Genomic DNA, 15,300 nt, shown 5'->3' with positions numbered 1-15,300 from the left:
CCCCACCTCGCCGCTAGCGGCAGAAGCGCTGGCGGTACTCGCTCGGCGTCACGCCCAACCCCTGCACGAAAGCCCTCCTGAGGTTGTATTCGTTGATGAAGCCGGTGCGCTGCGCCGTGCGCTTGAGCGATGCCGCCCCGTCCTCCAGCAACCGGCAGGCCGCCTCCAGGCGCATCTGGAACAACAGGCGCGCCGGGCCGATCCCCAGCTCGTCCTTGCAGTGCCGGTGCAGCGTGCGTGACGAGACCGCGACGGCCGCCGCCATCGCCTCGATATCCAGGTCCTCCTGAAGATGCTCGCGCAACCACGCCGAAAGCCGCTCCACCAGCCCACCCGGAGGGGCCTGCTGGGCCAGCAACTCGGCGCTGAACTGACGCTGCCCGCCCGGCCGGCGCAGGTACACCACCAACCCTCGGGCCACCTGCAGGGACACCTCGCGCCCCAGGTCCTCCTCCACCAGGCTCAGGCACAGGTCGATGCCCGCCGTGACCCCCGCCGAGCTGTAGAAGGCGCCGTCGCGCACGAACAGTGCGTCCTCCAGCACCTGCGCCCGCGGTAGCAAGCGCTGCAACAGCGACGCATAGCGCCAGTGGGTGACCACCTGGCGCCCTTCCAGCAGCCCGGCGCGGGCAAGCAGGAAGGCACCGGTGCACACCGAGCAGCAGCGTCGCGCCACACCGGCTACCGCCACCAGCCAGGCGGCGAGCGCGGCCGACCCCATCGCCCGCTGCACGCCATGCCCGCCGGCCACCAACAGGGTGCAACCCACCAGCTCGGCCACGGGTGGCAGCGCCTCGGCCTGCAGCTGCAAGCCGGTGGAGGAGCTCACCAGGCCCGCCTCCAGCGCCACGGTACGCAGGCGGTAGGGCCGCATCGCGCCCGCCGGCAGCTGCTCGCCCGCGGCAGCGAAGACCTCGGCGGGGCCGGTGGCATCGAGCAGCTGGAAATCGGTGAAGACCAGCAGCACCACGAGATGCGGCGCCGGTTCGTCGGCAATGGACATGGGCACCTCGCGGGCCATCGCAACGCTGAAAAGGATTGGCGGATTTTCATCCATGCCTGTCATTCGCGCCAGAGACGGGTGCCTCACACTGGGCCAGCCCCCAATCGACAGGACCCTTTCCATGATCCGCCTCGCCTGGCTACTGCTCGCCGGACTCGCCCTTGGCCACCCCCTGCCCTTGCTCGCCGCTGAAGATCCCGACCGGCTCCCCGCCTACCCGCAGCGCTTCGACCGCGAACGCCCGCTGGTGGCGGTGATCGGCGAGAACGGCATGACCGAGCTGGTGGATTACGTCATCCCCTACGGATTGCTTTCCCGGTCCGGGGTGGCCGAGGTCGTCGCGCTCTCCACGCGCCCCGGGGCGATGCAGATGATGCCGGCGCTGCGCCTGCTGGCCGATGCCGATATCGACGCCTTCGACCGCCGCCACCCCGAAGGCGCCGACTACGTGATCGTGCCGGCGGTGCACCACAGCGACGACCCGACGCTGCTGCGCTGGGTCAGGCAGCAGGCCGACAAGGGCGCGACCCTCGTCGCCATCTGCGACGGCGTGCTGGTGGTCGGCAACGCCGGGGTGCTCCAAGGGCGCCGTGCCACCGGCCACTGGTATTCGCGCAGCCAGCGCGAAAGCGACTTCCCCGACACCCGCTGGGTGGACGACCGCCGCTACCTGGCCGACGGCAAGGTGATCACCACGGCGGGAGTCAGCGCCGCCCTGCCCGCCACCCTGGCCCTGGTGGAAGCCATCGGCGGCCGCGACAAGGCACGGGCGCTGGCAGGAGAAATAGGCCTGCCGGGCTGGTCGTCACGGCATGACGGCGCCAGCTTCCAGCTCGGCGCGAGTGGCTACCTGACGGCTGCCGGCAACCTCCTCGCCTTCTGGAGGCACGAGGAACTGGGCCTGCCGGTGCAGCCGGGCGTGGACGAGATGGCCCTGGCCCTGCGTGCCGACGCCTGGTCACGGACGTTCCGCTCCGAGGCACTGGCCCTGGCCGAGACGGCCGAGCCGATCCGCACGCGCAACGGCCTGGTCCTGCTGCCCGAGCCCGTGCAGGCGCACCCGGGAATCCCCCGCCTGGCTGCGGACGACGCACCGCTGGCCCAGCTCTTCGACAGCACCCTGGCAGCCATCGCCGAGCGTTACGACCCGGGCACCGCCGAGCTGGTGGCGCGCCAGCTGGAATACACGCCAGGCCTGAACGAATGATTCCAGAGGGGGTTCAAACGCCTTGTGACGCCGACCGCCACTTGAACCGAGCAACTGCTTGGGTGCACCCTAGCCGGCACCGCGGTAACACAAGAACAAGGACCCCGCCTCATGTACGAAATCAGCCTTCATGCCGTGCCCGATGAGGTGCGCAAGCGCGCCTTCATCGACAACGACGCCTACCTGCGTCTCTACCAGCAGTCCGTGGACAACCCCGAGGAATTCTGGAGCGAGCAGGCCACGGCGTTCCTCGACTGGTTCAAGCCCTGGGACCAGCTGCACAGCAGCGACCTGCGCCAGGGCCAGGCCGAGTGGTTCAAGGGCGGCAAGCTCAACGTCAGCTACAACTGCATCGACCGCCACCTGGAGAATTGTGCCGAACAGGTCGCCATCATCTGGGAAGGCGACAACCCCACCGAGTCCGCGCAGATCACCTACCGCAAGCTGCACCAGCACGTCTGCCGCCTGGCCAACGTGCTCAAGGCGCGGGGCGTGAAGAAGGGTGATCGCGTGTGCATCTACATGCCGATGATCCCCGAGGCGGCCTACGCCATGCTCGCCTGCTCGCGCATCGGTGCCGTGCATTCGGTGGTGTTCGGCGGCTTCTCCCCCGACGCCCTGCGGGACCGCATCCTCGACGCCGACTGCCGCGCGGTGATCACCGCCGACGAAGGCGTGCGCGGCGGCAAGTACGTGCCCCTGAAGCAGAACGTCGACAAGGCGCTGAAGGACTGCCCGGACGTCTCCACCGTCGTCGTGGTCGAGCGCACCCAGGGCGAAGTCGCCTGGGTCGAGGGCCGCGACATCTGGTACCACGAGGCCCTGCGCGGCGCCCCGGACGAGTGCGCACCGGAATGGATGGACGCCGAGGACCCGCTGTTCATCCTCTACACCTCCGGCTCGACCGGCAAACCCAAGGGCGTGCTGCACACCACCGGCGGCTACCTGCTGGGCGCGGCGATGACCCACAAGTACGTCTTCGACTACCACGAGGGCGACATCTACTGGTGCACCGCCGATGTCGGCTGGGTCACCGGCCACAGCTACATCGTCTACGGCCCCCTGGCCAACGCCGCCACCACCCTGATGTTCGAAGGCGTGCCCAGCTACCCCGATGCATCGCGCTTCTGGCAGGTGATCGACAAGCACCAGGTGAACATCTTCTACACCGCCCCCACCGCCCTGCGCGCCCTGATGCGTGAAGGCGACGCGGCCGTACGCAGCACCTCGCGTGCCAGCCTGCGCCTGCTCGGCAGCGTCGGCGAGCCGATCAACCCGGAAGCCTGGGAGTGGTACTTCCACGTGGTGGGCGAGAAGCGCTGCCCCATCGTCGACACCTGGTGGCAGACCGAGACCGGCAGCATCCTCATCACCCCGCTGCCCGGCGCCACGGCGCTGAAGCCCGGCTCGGCCACCCGCCCCTTCTTCGGCGTGCAACCGGTGCTGCTGGACGAACAGGGCAAGGAGATCGAAGGCGCCGGCTCCGGCGTGCTGGCGATCAAGGCCAGCTGGCCGAGCCAGATCCGCAGCGTCTACGGCGACCACAAGCGGATGATCGAAACCTACTTCTCCGCCTACCCCGGCTACTACTTCACTGGCGACGGCGCACGCCGCGACGAGGACGGCTACTACTGGATCACCGGCCGTGTCGATGACGTGATCAACGTCTCCGGCCACCGCATCGGCACCGCCGAGGTGGAGAGCGCCCTGGTGCTGCACGACGACGTGGCCGAGGCCGCGGTGGTCGGCTACCCGCACGACGTGAAGGGCCAGGGCATCTATGCCTTCGTCACCACCATGAAGGGCGTGGAGGCCAGCGACGAACTGAAGAAGGAACTGCTGGCCCTGGTCAGCAAGGAAATCGGCAGCTTCGCCAAACCCGACCTGATGCAATGGGCCCCCGGCCTGCCGAAGACCCGCTCAGGCAAGATCATGCGCCGCATCCTGCGCAAGATCGCCTGCAACGAGCTGGACAGCCTGGGCGACACCTCCACCCTGGCCGACCCCTCGGTGGTCGACAGCCTCATCGACAAGCGCTTGAACCAGTAGATAAAGCTTGAAGCTGGGAGCTGGAAGCCGGAAGAATCACCGGGCGCCAGCTCCCGGCCTGTCTCGAACGCCTGACGATGAACCTTATCCGCAACCGCATCGAAAGCCAGATTCTCAGCCTCACCGGGGCCTCCCTCGGGCAGATCGACCTGGACAGCCCCAAGGGCGACCCCGGCCTGTTCGGCCCGGAGTCCATGCCCTGGAAGGTCCACGGCGACTTCACTTCGATGATGATCGGCGGCATCAGCGCCCTGCTGTTGCAGATGCTGCACCCCCTCGCCCTGGCGGGCGTGTGGGACCACTCCAATTTCCGCCAGGACATGCTCGGCCGCCTGCGCCGCACCAGCCTGTTCATCTCCGGCACCACCTACGGCAACACCCGTGACGCCGAATGGTTGATCGACAAGGTGCGCACCATCCACCTGCAGGTGGTCGGCAGTGCGCCGGACGGTCGCCCCTATGCGGCCAGCGACCCGGACCTGCTCACCTGGGTGCATGTCGCCGAGGTCAGCAGCTTCCTCGGGGCCTACCTGCGGCACCTCGACCCGGCGATGCCCGGCGCCGACCAGGACCGCTACTACGAGGAAATCGCCCTGGTGGCCGAACGCCTGGGTGCCCGCAACGTACCCAAGTCGCGCCGGGCCGTCGCCGACTACCTGGACGCCATGCGCCCGCAGATGCTCTGCGACGAGCGCACCCTCGAAGTGGTGCGCCTGCTGCGCGATGCCCCAGCGCCAAGCGCCCTGGCCAAACCCTTCGGCAACCTGATGATGCAGGCGGGCATCGAGCTGCTGCCCACCTGGGCCATGGCGATGCTCGGCCTGCGCCTGCCCGACTGGCAGCGTCCACTGATCCGCGCCGGCGTACAGCGCACCGCGCCGATGCTGCGCTGGGCCCTGCGCAACGGCGCCTCCAGTCGCGCCCGCCGGCGCATGGGCCTGCCCGCCCGCTGAGTGGCTGGCCGGTCACTCGGCCCTGTGCGACCATCGCCCACTTTCCGGTCATGACCTGAACCGAACCCCAGCCTTGAGGACAGAAACCATGCAAGACGTCGTCATAGTCGCCGCCACCCGCACCGCCGTCGGCAGCTTCCAGGGCTCGCTGGCCAACATCCCCGCCCCCGAGCTGGGCGCTGCGGTGATCCGCCAGCTGCTGGCCCAGACCGGCCTCGATGGCGCCCAGGTGGACGAGGTCATCCTCGGCCAGGTGCTCACTGCAGGCAGCGGCCAGAACCCTGCGCGCCAGGCCGCCATCCTCGCCGGCCTGCCCAACGCCGTGCCGGCCATGACCCTGAACAAGGTCTGCGGCTCCGGCCTCAAGGCCCTGCACCTGGCCGCCCAGGCCATCCGCTGCGGCGACGCCGAGGTGATCATCGCCGGTGGCCAGGAGAACATGAGCCTCGCTCCCTACGTCATGCCCGGCGCCCGCACCGGCCTGCGCATGGGCCACGCCAAGCTGGTCGACACCATGATCCAGGACGGCCTGTGGGACGCCTTCAACGACTACCACATGGGCATCACCGCCGAGAACCTGGTGGAGAAGTACGGCATCAGCCGTGAAGCCCAGGACGCCTTCGCCGCCGCCTCCCAGCAGAAGGCCTCCGCCGCCATCGAAGCCGGCCGCTTCGTGGATGAGATCACCCCGATCCTGATCCCGCAGAAGAAGGGCGACCCCGTCGCCTTCGCCACCGACGAGCAGCCCCGCGCCGGCACCACCGCCGAATCCCTGGCCATGCTCAAGCCGGCCTTCAAGAAGGACGGCAGCGTCACTGCCGGCAACGCTTCCAGCCTCAACGATGGCGCCGCCGCCGTGCTGCTGATGAGTGCCGAGAAGGCCAAGGCCCTGGGCCTGCCGGTGCTGGCGCGCATCGCCGCCTACGCCAACGCGGGCGTCGACCCGGCGATCATGGGCATCGGCCCGGTTTCCGCCACCCGTCGCTGCCTGGAGAAGGCCGGCTGGAACCTCGGCGAGCTGGACCTGATCGAAGCCAACGAAGCCTTCGCCGCCCAGGCCCTGTCGGTGGGCAAGGAGCTGGGCTGGGATGCCGAGAAGGTCAACGTCAACGGCGGCGCCATCGCCATCGGCCATCCCATCGGCGCCTCCGGCTGCCGCGTGCTGGTGACCCTGCTGCACGAGATGATCAAGCGCGATGCGAAGAAGGGCCTGGCGACCCTGTGCATCGGCGGCGGGCAGGGCGTGGCCCTGGCCATCGAGCGCTAAGCCACCCGCCACGCCATCGAGACCCTGCGCGAGGCCCACACCGGCCTCGCCGCACTCGGCGCCAAGCCGTCCCCGCTTTGTTAAACTGCGCGCCCTTTCCTCCGAGACGCCGCGCATGCCTTCCGATCTCCCCCAGGCGCTGCGCGTCGCACTCGACGCCCGCCAGCCCCTGCTCGCCGAACTGCACGCGCAAGGCACCGACTGCTACCGCCTGTTCCATGGCAGCCAGGAAGGCGCATCCGGCCTGACCATCGACCGCTACGGCCCGCAACTGCTGGTGCAGAGCTTCCACCAGACACTGCAACGGGACGAACTGCTGCAAGCCGTCGCACAGGTGCGGGAACAACTCGGCGAGCCACTGCTGCCGGTCTACAACGATCGCTCCCAGGGCAATTCGCGCATCGATCGCAGCGACCCTGTGTACCAGGCCGAGCCAGGCGCACTGGTCGACCTCGTCGGCCACGAATGGGGCCTGAACTACCGGGTACGCGGCCGTCATCCCGGCCAGGACCCGCTGCTGTTCCTCGACCTGCGCAACGCCCGCGGCTGGGTAAAGCGCCACGCTGCCGGCAAGTCGGTACTCAACCTCTTCGCCTACACCTGTGGCGTCGGCCTGGCTGCCGCAGCGGGAGGAGCCAGCGAGGTGTGGAACCTCGACTTCGCCGAGGGCAACCTGGCCGTCGGCCGCGAAAACGCCGCGCTCAACCCCGGGCTTGCGCCCATGCGCTTCGTGCAATCGGACTACTTCCCCGCCATCCGCCAGCTCGCCGGCCAGCCCATCGCCCGCCGTCACGGGCAGAAATTGCCCAGCTACCCGCGCCTGGAACAACGCCGGTTCGACCTGGTGTTCCTCGACCCGCCGGCCTGGGCCAAGAGCGCCTTCGGCACCGTCGACCTGCTGCGTGACTACCAGAGCCTGCTCAAGCCGGCGATCCAGGCCACTGCCGAAGACGGCACGCTGATCTGCTGCAACAACCTGGCGAAGGTGGACATCGAGGACTGGCGCGAGCAGGTGCTGCGCTGCGCCAGCAAGCTCGGCCGACCGGTGCGGGAATGGGAGCCGCTGCCACCGGCGGACGACTTCCCCTCCCTCGATGGGCGCCCGCCGCTGAAGACCCTGGTGCTGCATTTCTGAAGCGAGAACCGCCCAACGAAACCACCAGCAACCGTCTGTCGGAACCTTGCGGCCGTGCCATACTCCAAGCCACCTCCGCCGGGATAGTCGACGCCTCACCATGCACAAAGGATTGAAACGCGCCATCAGCGCCTTGCTGATCGTCATCGCCCTCTACAGCCTGCTCGGCTTCCTGATCATCCCCGGGATCGCCCTGCGCGTGGTCAACCAGCAACTGGCCCAGTACGCGAAGGTCCCCGCGCGGCTCGAGCGCATCCAGCTCAACCCCTTCAGCCTCGAGCTGACCCTGTGGGGCCTGCACATCGGTGAAGCGGGCAAGGAACAGATCGGCTTCCAGCGCCTGCACGCCAACCTGCAGCTCGACAGCCTGTGGACCGGTGCCCTGCACCTGGCCGACGTCGAGCTGGAGAAATCCACCACCGAGGTGCTGTTCGCCAAGGACGGCACGCTCAACCTGACCCAGCTGTTCCAGATCCCGCCCAGCGAACCCAAGGCCGAAGAGCCCGCCAGCGACCCGTTCCCGCTGCGCATCGACAGTGTTCGCCTGGTCGAGGGCGGCCTGCACTTCCAGGATCTGCGGCCGAGCGACGCCATTGAGTTCGTCTACGACTCGCTGAACCTCGAGCTGAAGAACCTCAGCACCCTTCGCGACGACAACACCGACATGCTGCTGGTCGCCACCGGCCCCTATGGCGGCCGCATCGACTGGCAGGGCAGCCTGAGCCTGGTGCCCTTCGCCTCCAAGGGCGAGCTCAAGGTCACCGACGGCAACATGAAGGCCTTCTGGCCCTACGTACGCGACGCCGTACCCCTGGCGCTGGAGAAGGGCACCATCAGCCTCGCCACCCAGTACCACCTGAGCCTGGCCCAAGGCACCGAACTGAAGCTGGAACAGACTGCGATCAAGGTCGCGCCCTTCGCCATCACGGCTCCGGACGGGCGCCCCCTGGTCAACCTGGAGAGCCTGGAGGTCAGCGAGAGCTCACTGGACCTCGCCAAGCAGCAAGTGGTGGTCGGAAAGATCCGCAGCCAGAACCTGGAGACCTGGGCCGCTCGCGAAGCCGATGGCCAGCTGGATTGGCAGAAGCTGTTCGCCGGCGACACCAAGGCCCCGGCGAAAGATACCGAGCCAGGACCGGCAGCGGTGGACGCGAAAGCCGTCGAGCCCGCCCCGGACGCCCAGCCGGCCCAAGCCAAGCAGGAGGCTCCCGGCAAGCCCTGGCAGGTGCTGCTGCGCGACACCCAGCTGCGCGGCTACAAGGTGCACCTGGCCGACCGCGTGCCGAAGAAGGCCGTGCAGATCGACCTCGGCCCGCTGAACCTCGACCTCAAGGACTTCGACAGCCTGGGCGAGTCGCCCTTCCAGCTCGCCATCGACACCGGCCTCGGCAAGCAGGGCAAGCTCAAGGCCGAAGGCCAGGTGCAGCTCAAGCCCACCACCGCCAACCTGAAGGTGGAGACCCGCGACATCGACCTGCGCGTGGCCCAGGCCTACATGGAGCCCTTCGTGCGCCTGGAGCTGCGCAGCGGCATGCTCGACAGCAACCTCGACGTCGCCCTCACCGGCACCGAGCCCCTGGCGCTGACCGTCAGCGGTCGCGCGCTGGTCAACCAGTTGCACACCCTGGACACGCTCAAGGAGCGCGACTTCGTCAAATGGCAGCAGTTGCTGGTGGAGGGTTTGGCCTATCGCCACGGCGAGAGCCTGTCCATCGACAAGGTCGGCATCAACCAGCCCTACGCACGCTTCATCATCAACGAGGACCTGACCACCAACGCCAGCGACCTGGTGATCAAGCAGCCCGCCGCGCCCAACGCCAAGCCCGAGCCCGCCGGCAAGCCGCTGGACATCCATGTCGGTGCGGTGAGCATCAGCAACGGCTCGGCCAACTTCGCCGACTTCAGCCTGACGCCCAACTTCGCCACCGCCATCCAGCAGCTCAACGGCGAGATCGGCACACTCGACACCCGCACCCGCACGCCGGCCACGGTCGACATCAAGGGCAAGGTCGACCGCTACGCCCCGGTCACCATCAAGGGCAGCCTGACCCCCTTCGACCCGCTGGAGTCCCTGGACATCGCCACCAGCTTCAAGCGCGTCGAGCTGACCACCCTGACCCCCTACTCCGGCAAGTTCGCCGGCTACCGCATCCGCAAGGGCCGCCTCAATCTCGACCTGCACTACCAGATCGAGAAGGGCCAGTTGAAAGCGCAGAACCGCCTGGTGCTGGAACAGCTGCAACTGGGCGAGCAGGTCGACAGCCCCGATGCGGTGGACCTGCCGATCAAGCTGGCGGTGGCGCTACTCAAGGACACCGAAGGCAAGATCGACATCGAGCTGCCGGTCGCCGGCAATCTCAAGGACCCGCAGTTCAGCGTCGCGCCCATCGTCTGGCAGACCCTGCGCAACCTGGTGTTGCGCGCGGCGCAGGCACCGTTCAAGTTCGTTGCCGGGCTGGTGTCCGGAGGTGGCGATCAGGATCTGAGCAATGTCCCCTTCGCCGCCGGCAGCAGCGAGCTGTCCACCGAGGCGCAAGGCACCCTGGATACCCTCGCCGCCGCGCTCAAGGAGCGACCGGCGCTGCGCCTGGAAGTCGAGGGCATGAGCGCCAAATCCAGCGACGGCCCGCTGCTCGCGGCCCAGCGCCTGGAGCGCGAATACCAGAGCACCTACTACAAGATCGCCCAGCGTCGCGGTGACAAGGTGCCCGCCGAACCGGCCCAGCTGGTAGTCCCGGACGACGAGAAGCCGCCGATGCTCGAAGGCATCTACCGCACCCGCCTCAAGCAGCAGCCGCCCGCCGAGTGGAAGGACCTGGGCAGCGACGAGCGCACGGCGAAGATGCGCGAGGCGGTGATCGGCTCCTGGGCACAGAGCGAACTGCTGCTGCGCCAGCTGGCGCAGGCCCGTGCCGCCAGCATCAAGGATTACCTGGTGGACCGTGGCGGCCTGCAGGACGAGCGCGTGTACATGCTCGACGTCAGCCTCGGCGAGGCGGACGCGGACGGCAAGGTCGACACCCCTCTGCAACTGGGCAGCGAATAGCTGCCCGGGCCCCTGGAATTACCTCTCTTTCCATCTGTCCAAGCGGCTGTGTTGCACGAGTTTTCGTGCGGCATCCAGCCCTGCTGACAGCCGCGCCACGGCGGCGTAGGCTGAAATCCCAACCTGAATGACGGAAGCATTCGTGAAGATCCTCCCCCTGCTCGCCCTGCCCCTGCTCCTGGCCGCCGCATCCGCCCAGGCCTCCTCCACGCTGCGCTGCGAAGGCGGTGGCCTGATCAGCCAGGACGACAGCACCTCGCAGGTGCAGCGCAAGTGCGGCGACCCCGCCAGTCGCTCGAGCCTGGGCTATCGCGAGAAGGTCGATCGCTACGGCAACACCAGCGAAGTGCTGGTGGAAGAGTGGGTCTACGGGCCGCGCAACGGCATGTACCAGTACCTGCGCTTCGAAGGGAACAAGCTGATCAAGATCGAGAGCAAGCGTGGCGACTGACAGCCACGAACCGGCAGTGCTAGGCTCTGCCACCCATTTTCCCCGGACAGGATGCCCACCATGAAGAGACTGCTGTTTTCCCTGCTCGCGTTGCCGGCCCTGCTGCTGGCCCACGAAGCATCCGCCGCCACCTTCCGCTGCGGCAGCGCGCTGGTCAGCGAGGGCGATCGCGCCGTCGAGGTGCAGCGCAAGTGCGGCGACCCCGTCAGCCGCAACCTGATCGGCTACTCCGAAACCCGCAGCGGGCGCCAGGAGATGCAGGTGGAGGAATGGGTCTACGGGCCGGTCAACGGCATGTACTACTACCTGGACTTCATCGGTGGCCGCCTCAACTCTGTGGAAAGCAAACGCGACTGACCCACCCCTGAATCCGATCCGCGACAAGGACGTCCCGCTTGGTCATTCTCCCCGCCGAACACCCGCTGGACTGGAAACGTCCGCCCGTCATCACCCTGCTGCTGGTCATCCTCAATACGCTGATCTACCTCGCCTACCAGGGCGGTGACGAAGCGCGCACGGACGCCGCCGTGCATCTCTATCTCGACGGCGGCCTGCTCAATCGCGAACGTGCGCTGTTCATCGACAGCCTGGCCCAGCGCCACGAGCTGGACGCCGACGAGCGCCGCAGCATCGATGCCGCGCGGCGCCAGGAACTGGCCGGCTACGTGCTGCGCGACCTGGAGTTCGAGGACCAGCTGCACCGCTCCGCCGCCTACCAGGCCGACCCCGCCTGGCAAAAGGCGCGCGCGGGCGCCGAGGCGGCCCGCGACCGCATCAGCAGCTACCGCTTCGGCTTCGTGCCCAAGCGCTTCACCGTCGAAGGCCTGTTCGGCGCGATGTTCCTGCACGGCAGCTTCGATCACCTGCTGGGCAACATGATTTTCCTGTTCATCTGCGGCTTCGCCCTGGAACGGGCCCTGGGCCGCACCGCCTACCTGGCGCTCTACCTAACCAGCGGCCTGGCCTCGCACCTGCTCTGGTGGGCCCTGGACCCGGGCTGGGTGCCCGGCATCGGCGCATCCGGCGCAGTCGCCGGCCTGATGGGCATGTACATCGGCGTGTACGGGCTGAGGAAGATCAACTTCTTCTACTGGCTGGGCCCGCTGATCGGCTACTTCAAGGCTCCCGCGCTGTGGATCCTGCCGATCTGGATGGGCAAGGAACTCTATGGCCTGTTGCTGGCCAACGACCACGTCAACTACTACGCGCACCTGGGTGGGCTCGGTTTCGGCTTCCTGGGCACCTGGCTGCCCCGTCGCCTGGGCGGGCTCAAGGTGGACGAGCAGTACCTGGCCAAGGAGGACCCGGACGCGCCTTTCAAACGCGAGCTGGCGGCACTTGACCAGTTGATCGGCCGCTTCGCCCTGGATCAGGTGCCGGCCCGTGGCCTGGACCTGCTGAGCCGCCATCCCGGCCGCCTCGAATTGCTCGAACGCCTCTACCCGGTGGCCAGGACCCGCAACGATGCGCCGTTGATGAGTGCGGTGCTCAAGCAGCTCTTCGCCCTGCCCAATCCGAACCTCGCCCACTCCCTGCTTTGCCGCCTGGCCGATGATGCGAGCGATGCACAGAATCGCCTGCTGCAACACCCGGCCATCCAGTTGCACCTGCTACAGGGCTTGCTGAAGGTCGGCGAAGGGCCGAGGGCCCTGGCCCCCTGGCGCGCCCTCGGCCGGACTGCCACGCCGCCGGCACAGCTACCCGGCCTCACCCTGATGCTGGCCAAGCAACTCGGCCAGCGCCGGGACCTGCGCGGCGTCGCCGAGCTGGCCAGTTTCATGCGCAAGGCCTTTCCCGAAGCCGAGCAGACGCACCAGCTGGGCCTCTACCAGCAACACCTGGCACGCTGAACGACGCCACTGCATCGCCCAACGAAAAGCCCCGGGTGGCGGCCCGGGGCTTTTCGTTGATCGTCTGGATCAGAGCTTGCTGCTGAAGTCGCGCAGCTCGTCCTGGGCCTTTTCCTTGGTCCAGCCATAGCGCTCCTGCAACTTGCCGACCAGGTATTCGCTGTGGCCCTCGGCCACGTCGATATCGTCGTCGGTCAGATTGCCCCAGCGCTCCTTGAGCCGGCCGCTGAGTTGTTTCCACTTGCCTTTGATGATGTCGGAATTCATGGCGTTCTCCTTCGATTACACGCCGGACCGCCCGGGCATGGGCGGCCGGCTGCGAGGGTTACTCGGCGGATTTCAGGCCGTCGGCCGATACCGCAGTAACACCTTTGATGGACTTGGCGGTGGTCACCGCCAGGTCACGCTCGGCATCGCTGGCCACGACACCGGAGAGCGAGACGACGCCCTTGTTGGTTTCGACCTTGATGTCCAGGGCGCTGAGATTCTTGTCAGCCAGGAAGCTGGATTTCACCTTGCTGGTGATCCAGGTATCGGAAACGGCCTCTTCAGCCTTGTTCACGGTTTCGCTGGCAGCCAGCATGGTGGGCTGGGCAGCGAAGGCGGTGCCGGCCAGCGGCAGGCTCAGGGCAGTAGCGGCTACGGCAGCGAGGGTCCACTTGTTGAAAGACTGTTTCATGGTTGTTCTCCTATGTTCTACAGGTCTCTGCAGCGTTGTCCTGTCTGCAGTCACGGTAGATATCGCAAGGCCTGTGCCAAGCTGGAGAACAAAAAATAAATGTTATTTATCAATAACTTAAAAAAACAAGCCAAACGCGACCTACTTGCAGATTGCAATTTCCAGCCAAGCGGCACGTGCACTTTGCACGATCGATCCTCTCACTGAGACGCCAGCCGATCGAGCGTCGACTCCAGCGCGGCCACCTCCTCCAGAAGCGGAGAACCAGGGTAGCGCGCCCGGATATAGCCCAGCAGCTTGCGCGCCGGCTCCACCTGCCCGAGTCCCTCGGCGAAGCCGCGCGCAGCCAGGAGGTAGGCCCGAGGGATGAAGGGGTAGTCGGGGAAGCGCTGGTGCAGGTTGCGCAGCAGGCTGAGCCCCTCGCGCACCTTGTGGCGATCGATCAGCGCGCCGGCGATACGCTCGCAGACCTGGGCATCCGCCGGCATGTAGTCCGCCTGCAACTGGCGGGCATTGAGCAGGGCGGTGGCGCCGAGGGGAGCGTTCAGGCGCGCGGCCAGGGGCAGGTAGTGCTCGAGGTGCCGCAGGCAGCGCGAGCGGTCGTTGAGGCCGAACAGCAGTTGGTGGAAGCGCTCGTTGAGCTTGAGGTCGTCGGGGTCGCGCTGCAGCGCCTGGGTCAGGGTTTCCAGCGCGGTGCCGCTCTGGCCCTCCTTGATGCGCACCTCGGCCTCGGCCAGCGCGCGACGACGTCGCCACTCTGCGGCGGGGAAGCCTTCCTGGGCGCCCTCCTCGGCGATGGCGAAGCCCAGGGCCCCCTGATACTGGAAGACCGCATAGCCCATCATGCTGCACATCACCACGCCGAAATAACCGAACAGGAAGGCGGCGATGGGTACCAGCACCACACGGGGCAGCCCGTGGGAGAGCAGGTAGGTGACGTAGTCCGGCGACTGCCAGAGGGCGAAGAGGAAGATGCACAGGATCAGGTAGCGCCAGCCCATGGCCTTGATCACCTCGCCCAGCTGTTCGGGACTCAGCGCGGCCCCCAGCTCCTTGTTCAGCGCCAGGCGGATGATGCTGGCAGGCATCAGCAGCATCAGGCCGATGTTCACCGCCCAGAACAGGGCTTCGCTCTGGAAGTCGGCGGCGAGCCAGAGCACGCCGAAGGCGACGAGGAACACCACCAGTTGCTTGATGAACAGCGAGAACCCTTCGCCGACGAAGGCCGTGGCCAGGCCCGGGGCTTCGCGCCCGCCTTCGCTGGCAGCCTCGATGACGCTGTGGAAGTACTTGGTGGCGATGCTGAACAGTGCGATCCAGAGGATCAGCGAGCGCGGCATGAACAGGCTGGCCAGGGCCAGCAGCGCGGCGAAAGCCAGGGGGCCGGTCTGCAGGCCGTAGAGGAAGAACTGGGGAATACGCTCCCAGAAAGGCTGGGCGGTGTTGGCTGCGCCGAGGAAATGCAGCGGCGCCCGGCACAGCGGGCAGGCCGGTGACTCGTTGGGCTCGTCGGCATTAAGCGGGATGCAGCAATCACCGAAGTGGCGCTCGCAGGGCGGGCAGTGCCAGGTGGCGGGTTGGCTCTGGTGGTACTTGCAGTAGGTCTTGTCCATGACCCGGCTTCCTTGGGCTGATACTGGCGGCGCGCCATTTTCCGAGA

At 67.4% G+C, this 15,300-nt stretch carries 13 protein-coding genes; 9 read left to right on the top strand and 4 right to left on the bottom strand.

The features are described 5' to 3' along the window. Positions 1-13 precede the first annotated feature (13 nt). Complete coding sequence (locus tag ACYJSS_RS26625) at positions 14-1,003, bottom strand: GlxA family transcriptional regulator (RefSeq protein WP_218281311.1); 990 nt, start codon at positions 1,001-1,003, stop codon at positions 14-16. A 121-nt stretch (positions 1,004-1,124) separates the two neighbouring features. Here ACYJSS_RS26625 and ACYJSS_RS26620 point away from each other — a divergent pair, with 121 nt between their 5' ends. The 9 genes from ACYJSS_RS26620 (at position 1,125) to ACYJSS_RS26580 (ending at position 12,961) form a co-directional block, all read left to right on the top strand. After that, complete coding sequence (locus tag ACYJSS_RS26620; RefSeq protein WP_218281312.1) at positions 1,125-2,210, top strand: DJ-1/PfpI family protein; 1,086 nt, start codon at positions 1,125-1,127, stop codon at positions 2,208-2,210. A 111-nt stretch (positions 2,211-2,321) separates the two neighbouring features. Next, a complete protein-coding gene (gene acs, locus ACYJSS_RS26615; protein ID WP_111260150.1) occupies positions 2,322-4,259 on the top strand; it encodes an acetate--CoA ligase in 1,938 nt (645 codons plus the stop codon). Positions 4,260-4,336: 77 nt separating this feature from the next. Next, on the top strand, positions 4,337-5,212 hold the full coding sequence (locus tag ACYJSS_RS26610; protein ID WP_111260151.1) for an oxygenase MpaB family protein: 876 nt from the start codon (positions 4,337-4,339) through the stop codon (positions 5,210-5,212). Between the two features lie 88 nt (positions 5,213-5,300). Continuing rightward, entirely contained in the window at positions 5,301-6,479 is a 1,179-nt protein-coding gene (locus tag ACYJSS_RS26605) for an acetyl-CoA C-acetyltransferase (RefSeq protein ID WP_111260152.1), read from the top strand. Between the two features lie 115 nt (positions 6,480-6,594). Then, complete coding sequence (locus tag ACYJSS_RS26600) at positions 6,595-7,614, top strand: class I SAM-dependent rRNA methyltransferase (RefSeq protein ID WP_111260153.1); 1,020 nt, start codon at positions 6,595-6,597, stop codon at positions 7,612-7,614. A 100-nt stretch (positions 7,615-7,714) separates the two neighbouring features. Then, positions 7,715-10,660 (top strand): DUF748 domain-containing protein, encoded by a 2,946-nt coding sequence (locus ACYJSS_RS26595; protein WP_111260154.1) that lies wholly within the window; start codon positions 7,715-7,717, stop codon positions 10,658-10,660. A 142-nt stretch (positions 10,661-10,802) separates the two neighbouring features. Continuing rightward, entirely contained in the window at positions 10,803-11,111 is a 309-nt protein-coding gene (locus tag ACYJSS_RS26590) for a DUF2845 domain-containing protein (RefSeq protein ID WP_236205936.1), read from the top strand. 60 nt (positions 11,112-11,171) lie between these two features. Beyond that, complete coding sequence (locus ACYJSS_RS26585) at positions 11,172-11,468, top strand: DUF2845 domain-containing protein (RefSeq protein WP_111260156.1); 297 nt, start codon at positions 11,172-11,174, stop codon at positions 11,466-11,468. A 38-nt stretch (positions 11,469-11,506) separates the two neighbouring features. Further along, entirely contained in the window at positions 11,507-12,961 is a 1,455-nt protein-coding gene (locus ACYJSS_RS26580) for a rhomboid family intramembrane serine protease (protein WP_111260157.1), read from the top strand. A 69-nt stretch (positions 12,962-13,030) separates the two neighbouring features. Here the strand turns inward: ACYJSS_RS26580 and ACYJSS_RS26575 are convergent, their stop codons facing one another. The 3 genes from ACYJSS_RS26575 to ACYJSS_RS26565 form a co-directional block, all read right to left on the bottom strand. Next, the gene (locus ACYJSS_RS26575; RefSeq protein ID WP_021217892.1) at positions 13,031-13,228 is read right to left on the bottom strand and encodes a CsbD family protein; all 198 of its coding nucleotides are present in this window, start codon (positions 13,226-13,228) and stop codon (positions 13,031-13,033) included. A 58-nt stretch (positions 13,229-13,286) separates the two neighbouring features. Further along, positions 13,287-13,640, bottom strand: coding sequence for a BON domain-containing protein (locus tag ACYJSS_RS26570; protein ID WP_021217893.1), 354 nt, complete (start codon positions 13,638-13,640; stop codon positions 13,287-13,289). A 200-nt stretch (positions 13,641-13,840) separates the two neighbouring features. After that, positions 13,841-15,253 carry a hypothetical protein gene (locus ACYJSS_RS26565; RefSeq protein ID WP_111260158.1) on the bottom strand — a complete coding sequence of 471 codons (1,413 nt, stop codon included), beginning with the start codon at positions 15,251-15,253 and terminating at the stop codon, positions 13,841-13,843. Positions 15,254-15,300 lie beyond the last annotated feature (47 nt).

The sequence above is a fragment of the Pseudomonas sp. No.21 genome, assembly GCF_054558415.1.
Note: the sequence above shows the minus strand (reverse complement) of the source record. Positions and strands in the feature narration are given on the sequence as shown.

What these genes read in the sequence shown, in the direction of transcription:
- ACYJSS_RS26570 (WP_021217893.1), bottom strand. Translation starts at nt 13,640, where the DNA reads ATGAAACAGTCTTTCAACAAGTGGACCCTCGCTGCCGTAGCCGCTACT.
- ACYJSS_RS26620 (WP_218281312.1), top strand. Translation starts at nt 1,125, where the DNA reads ATGATCCGCCTCGCCTGGCTACTGCTCGCCGGACTCGCCCTTGGCCAC.
- ACYJSS_RS26565 (WP_111260158.1), bottom strand. Translation starts at nt 15,253, where the DNA reads ATGGACAAGACCTACTGCAAGTACCACCAGAGCCAACCCGCCACCTGG.
- acs (WP_111260150.1), top strand. Translation starts at nt 2,322, where the DNA reads ATGTACGAAATCAGCCTTCATGCCGTGCCCGATGAGGTGCGCAAGCGC.
- ACYJSS_RS26575 (WP_021217892.1), bottom strand. Translation starts at nt 13,228, where the DNA reads ATGAATTCCGACATCATCAAAGGCAAGTGGAAACAACTCAGCGGCCGG.
- ACYJSS_RS26585 (WP_111260156.1), top strand. Translation starts at nt 11,172, where the DNA reads ATGAAGAGACTGCTGTTTTCCCTGCTCGCGTTGCCGGCCCTGCTGCTG.
- ACYJSS_RS26595 (WP_111260154.1), top strand. Translation starts at nt 7,715, where the DNA reads ATGCACAAAGGATTGAAACGCGCCATCAGCGCCTTGCTGATCGTCATC.
- ACYJSS_RS26625 (WP_218281311.1), bottom strand. Translation starts at nt 1,003, where the DNA reads ATGTCCATTGCCGACGAACCGGCGCCGCATCTCGTGGTGCTGCTGGTC.
- ACYJSS_RS26605 (WP_111260152.1), top strand. Translation starts at nt 5,301, where the DNA reads ATGCAAGACGTCGTCATAGTCGCCGCCACCCGCACCGCCGTCGGCAGC.
- ACYJSS_RS26610 (WP_111260151.1), top strand. Translation starts at nt 4,337, where the DNA reads ATGAACCTTATCCGCAACCGCATCGAAAGCCAGATTCTCAGCCTCACC.
- ACYJSS_RS26600 (WP_111260153.1), top strand. Translation starts at nt 6,595, where the DNA reads ATGCCTTCCGATCTCCCCCAGGCGCTGCGCGTCGCACTCGACGCCCGC.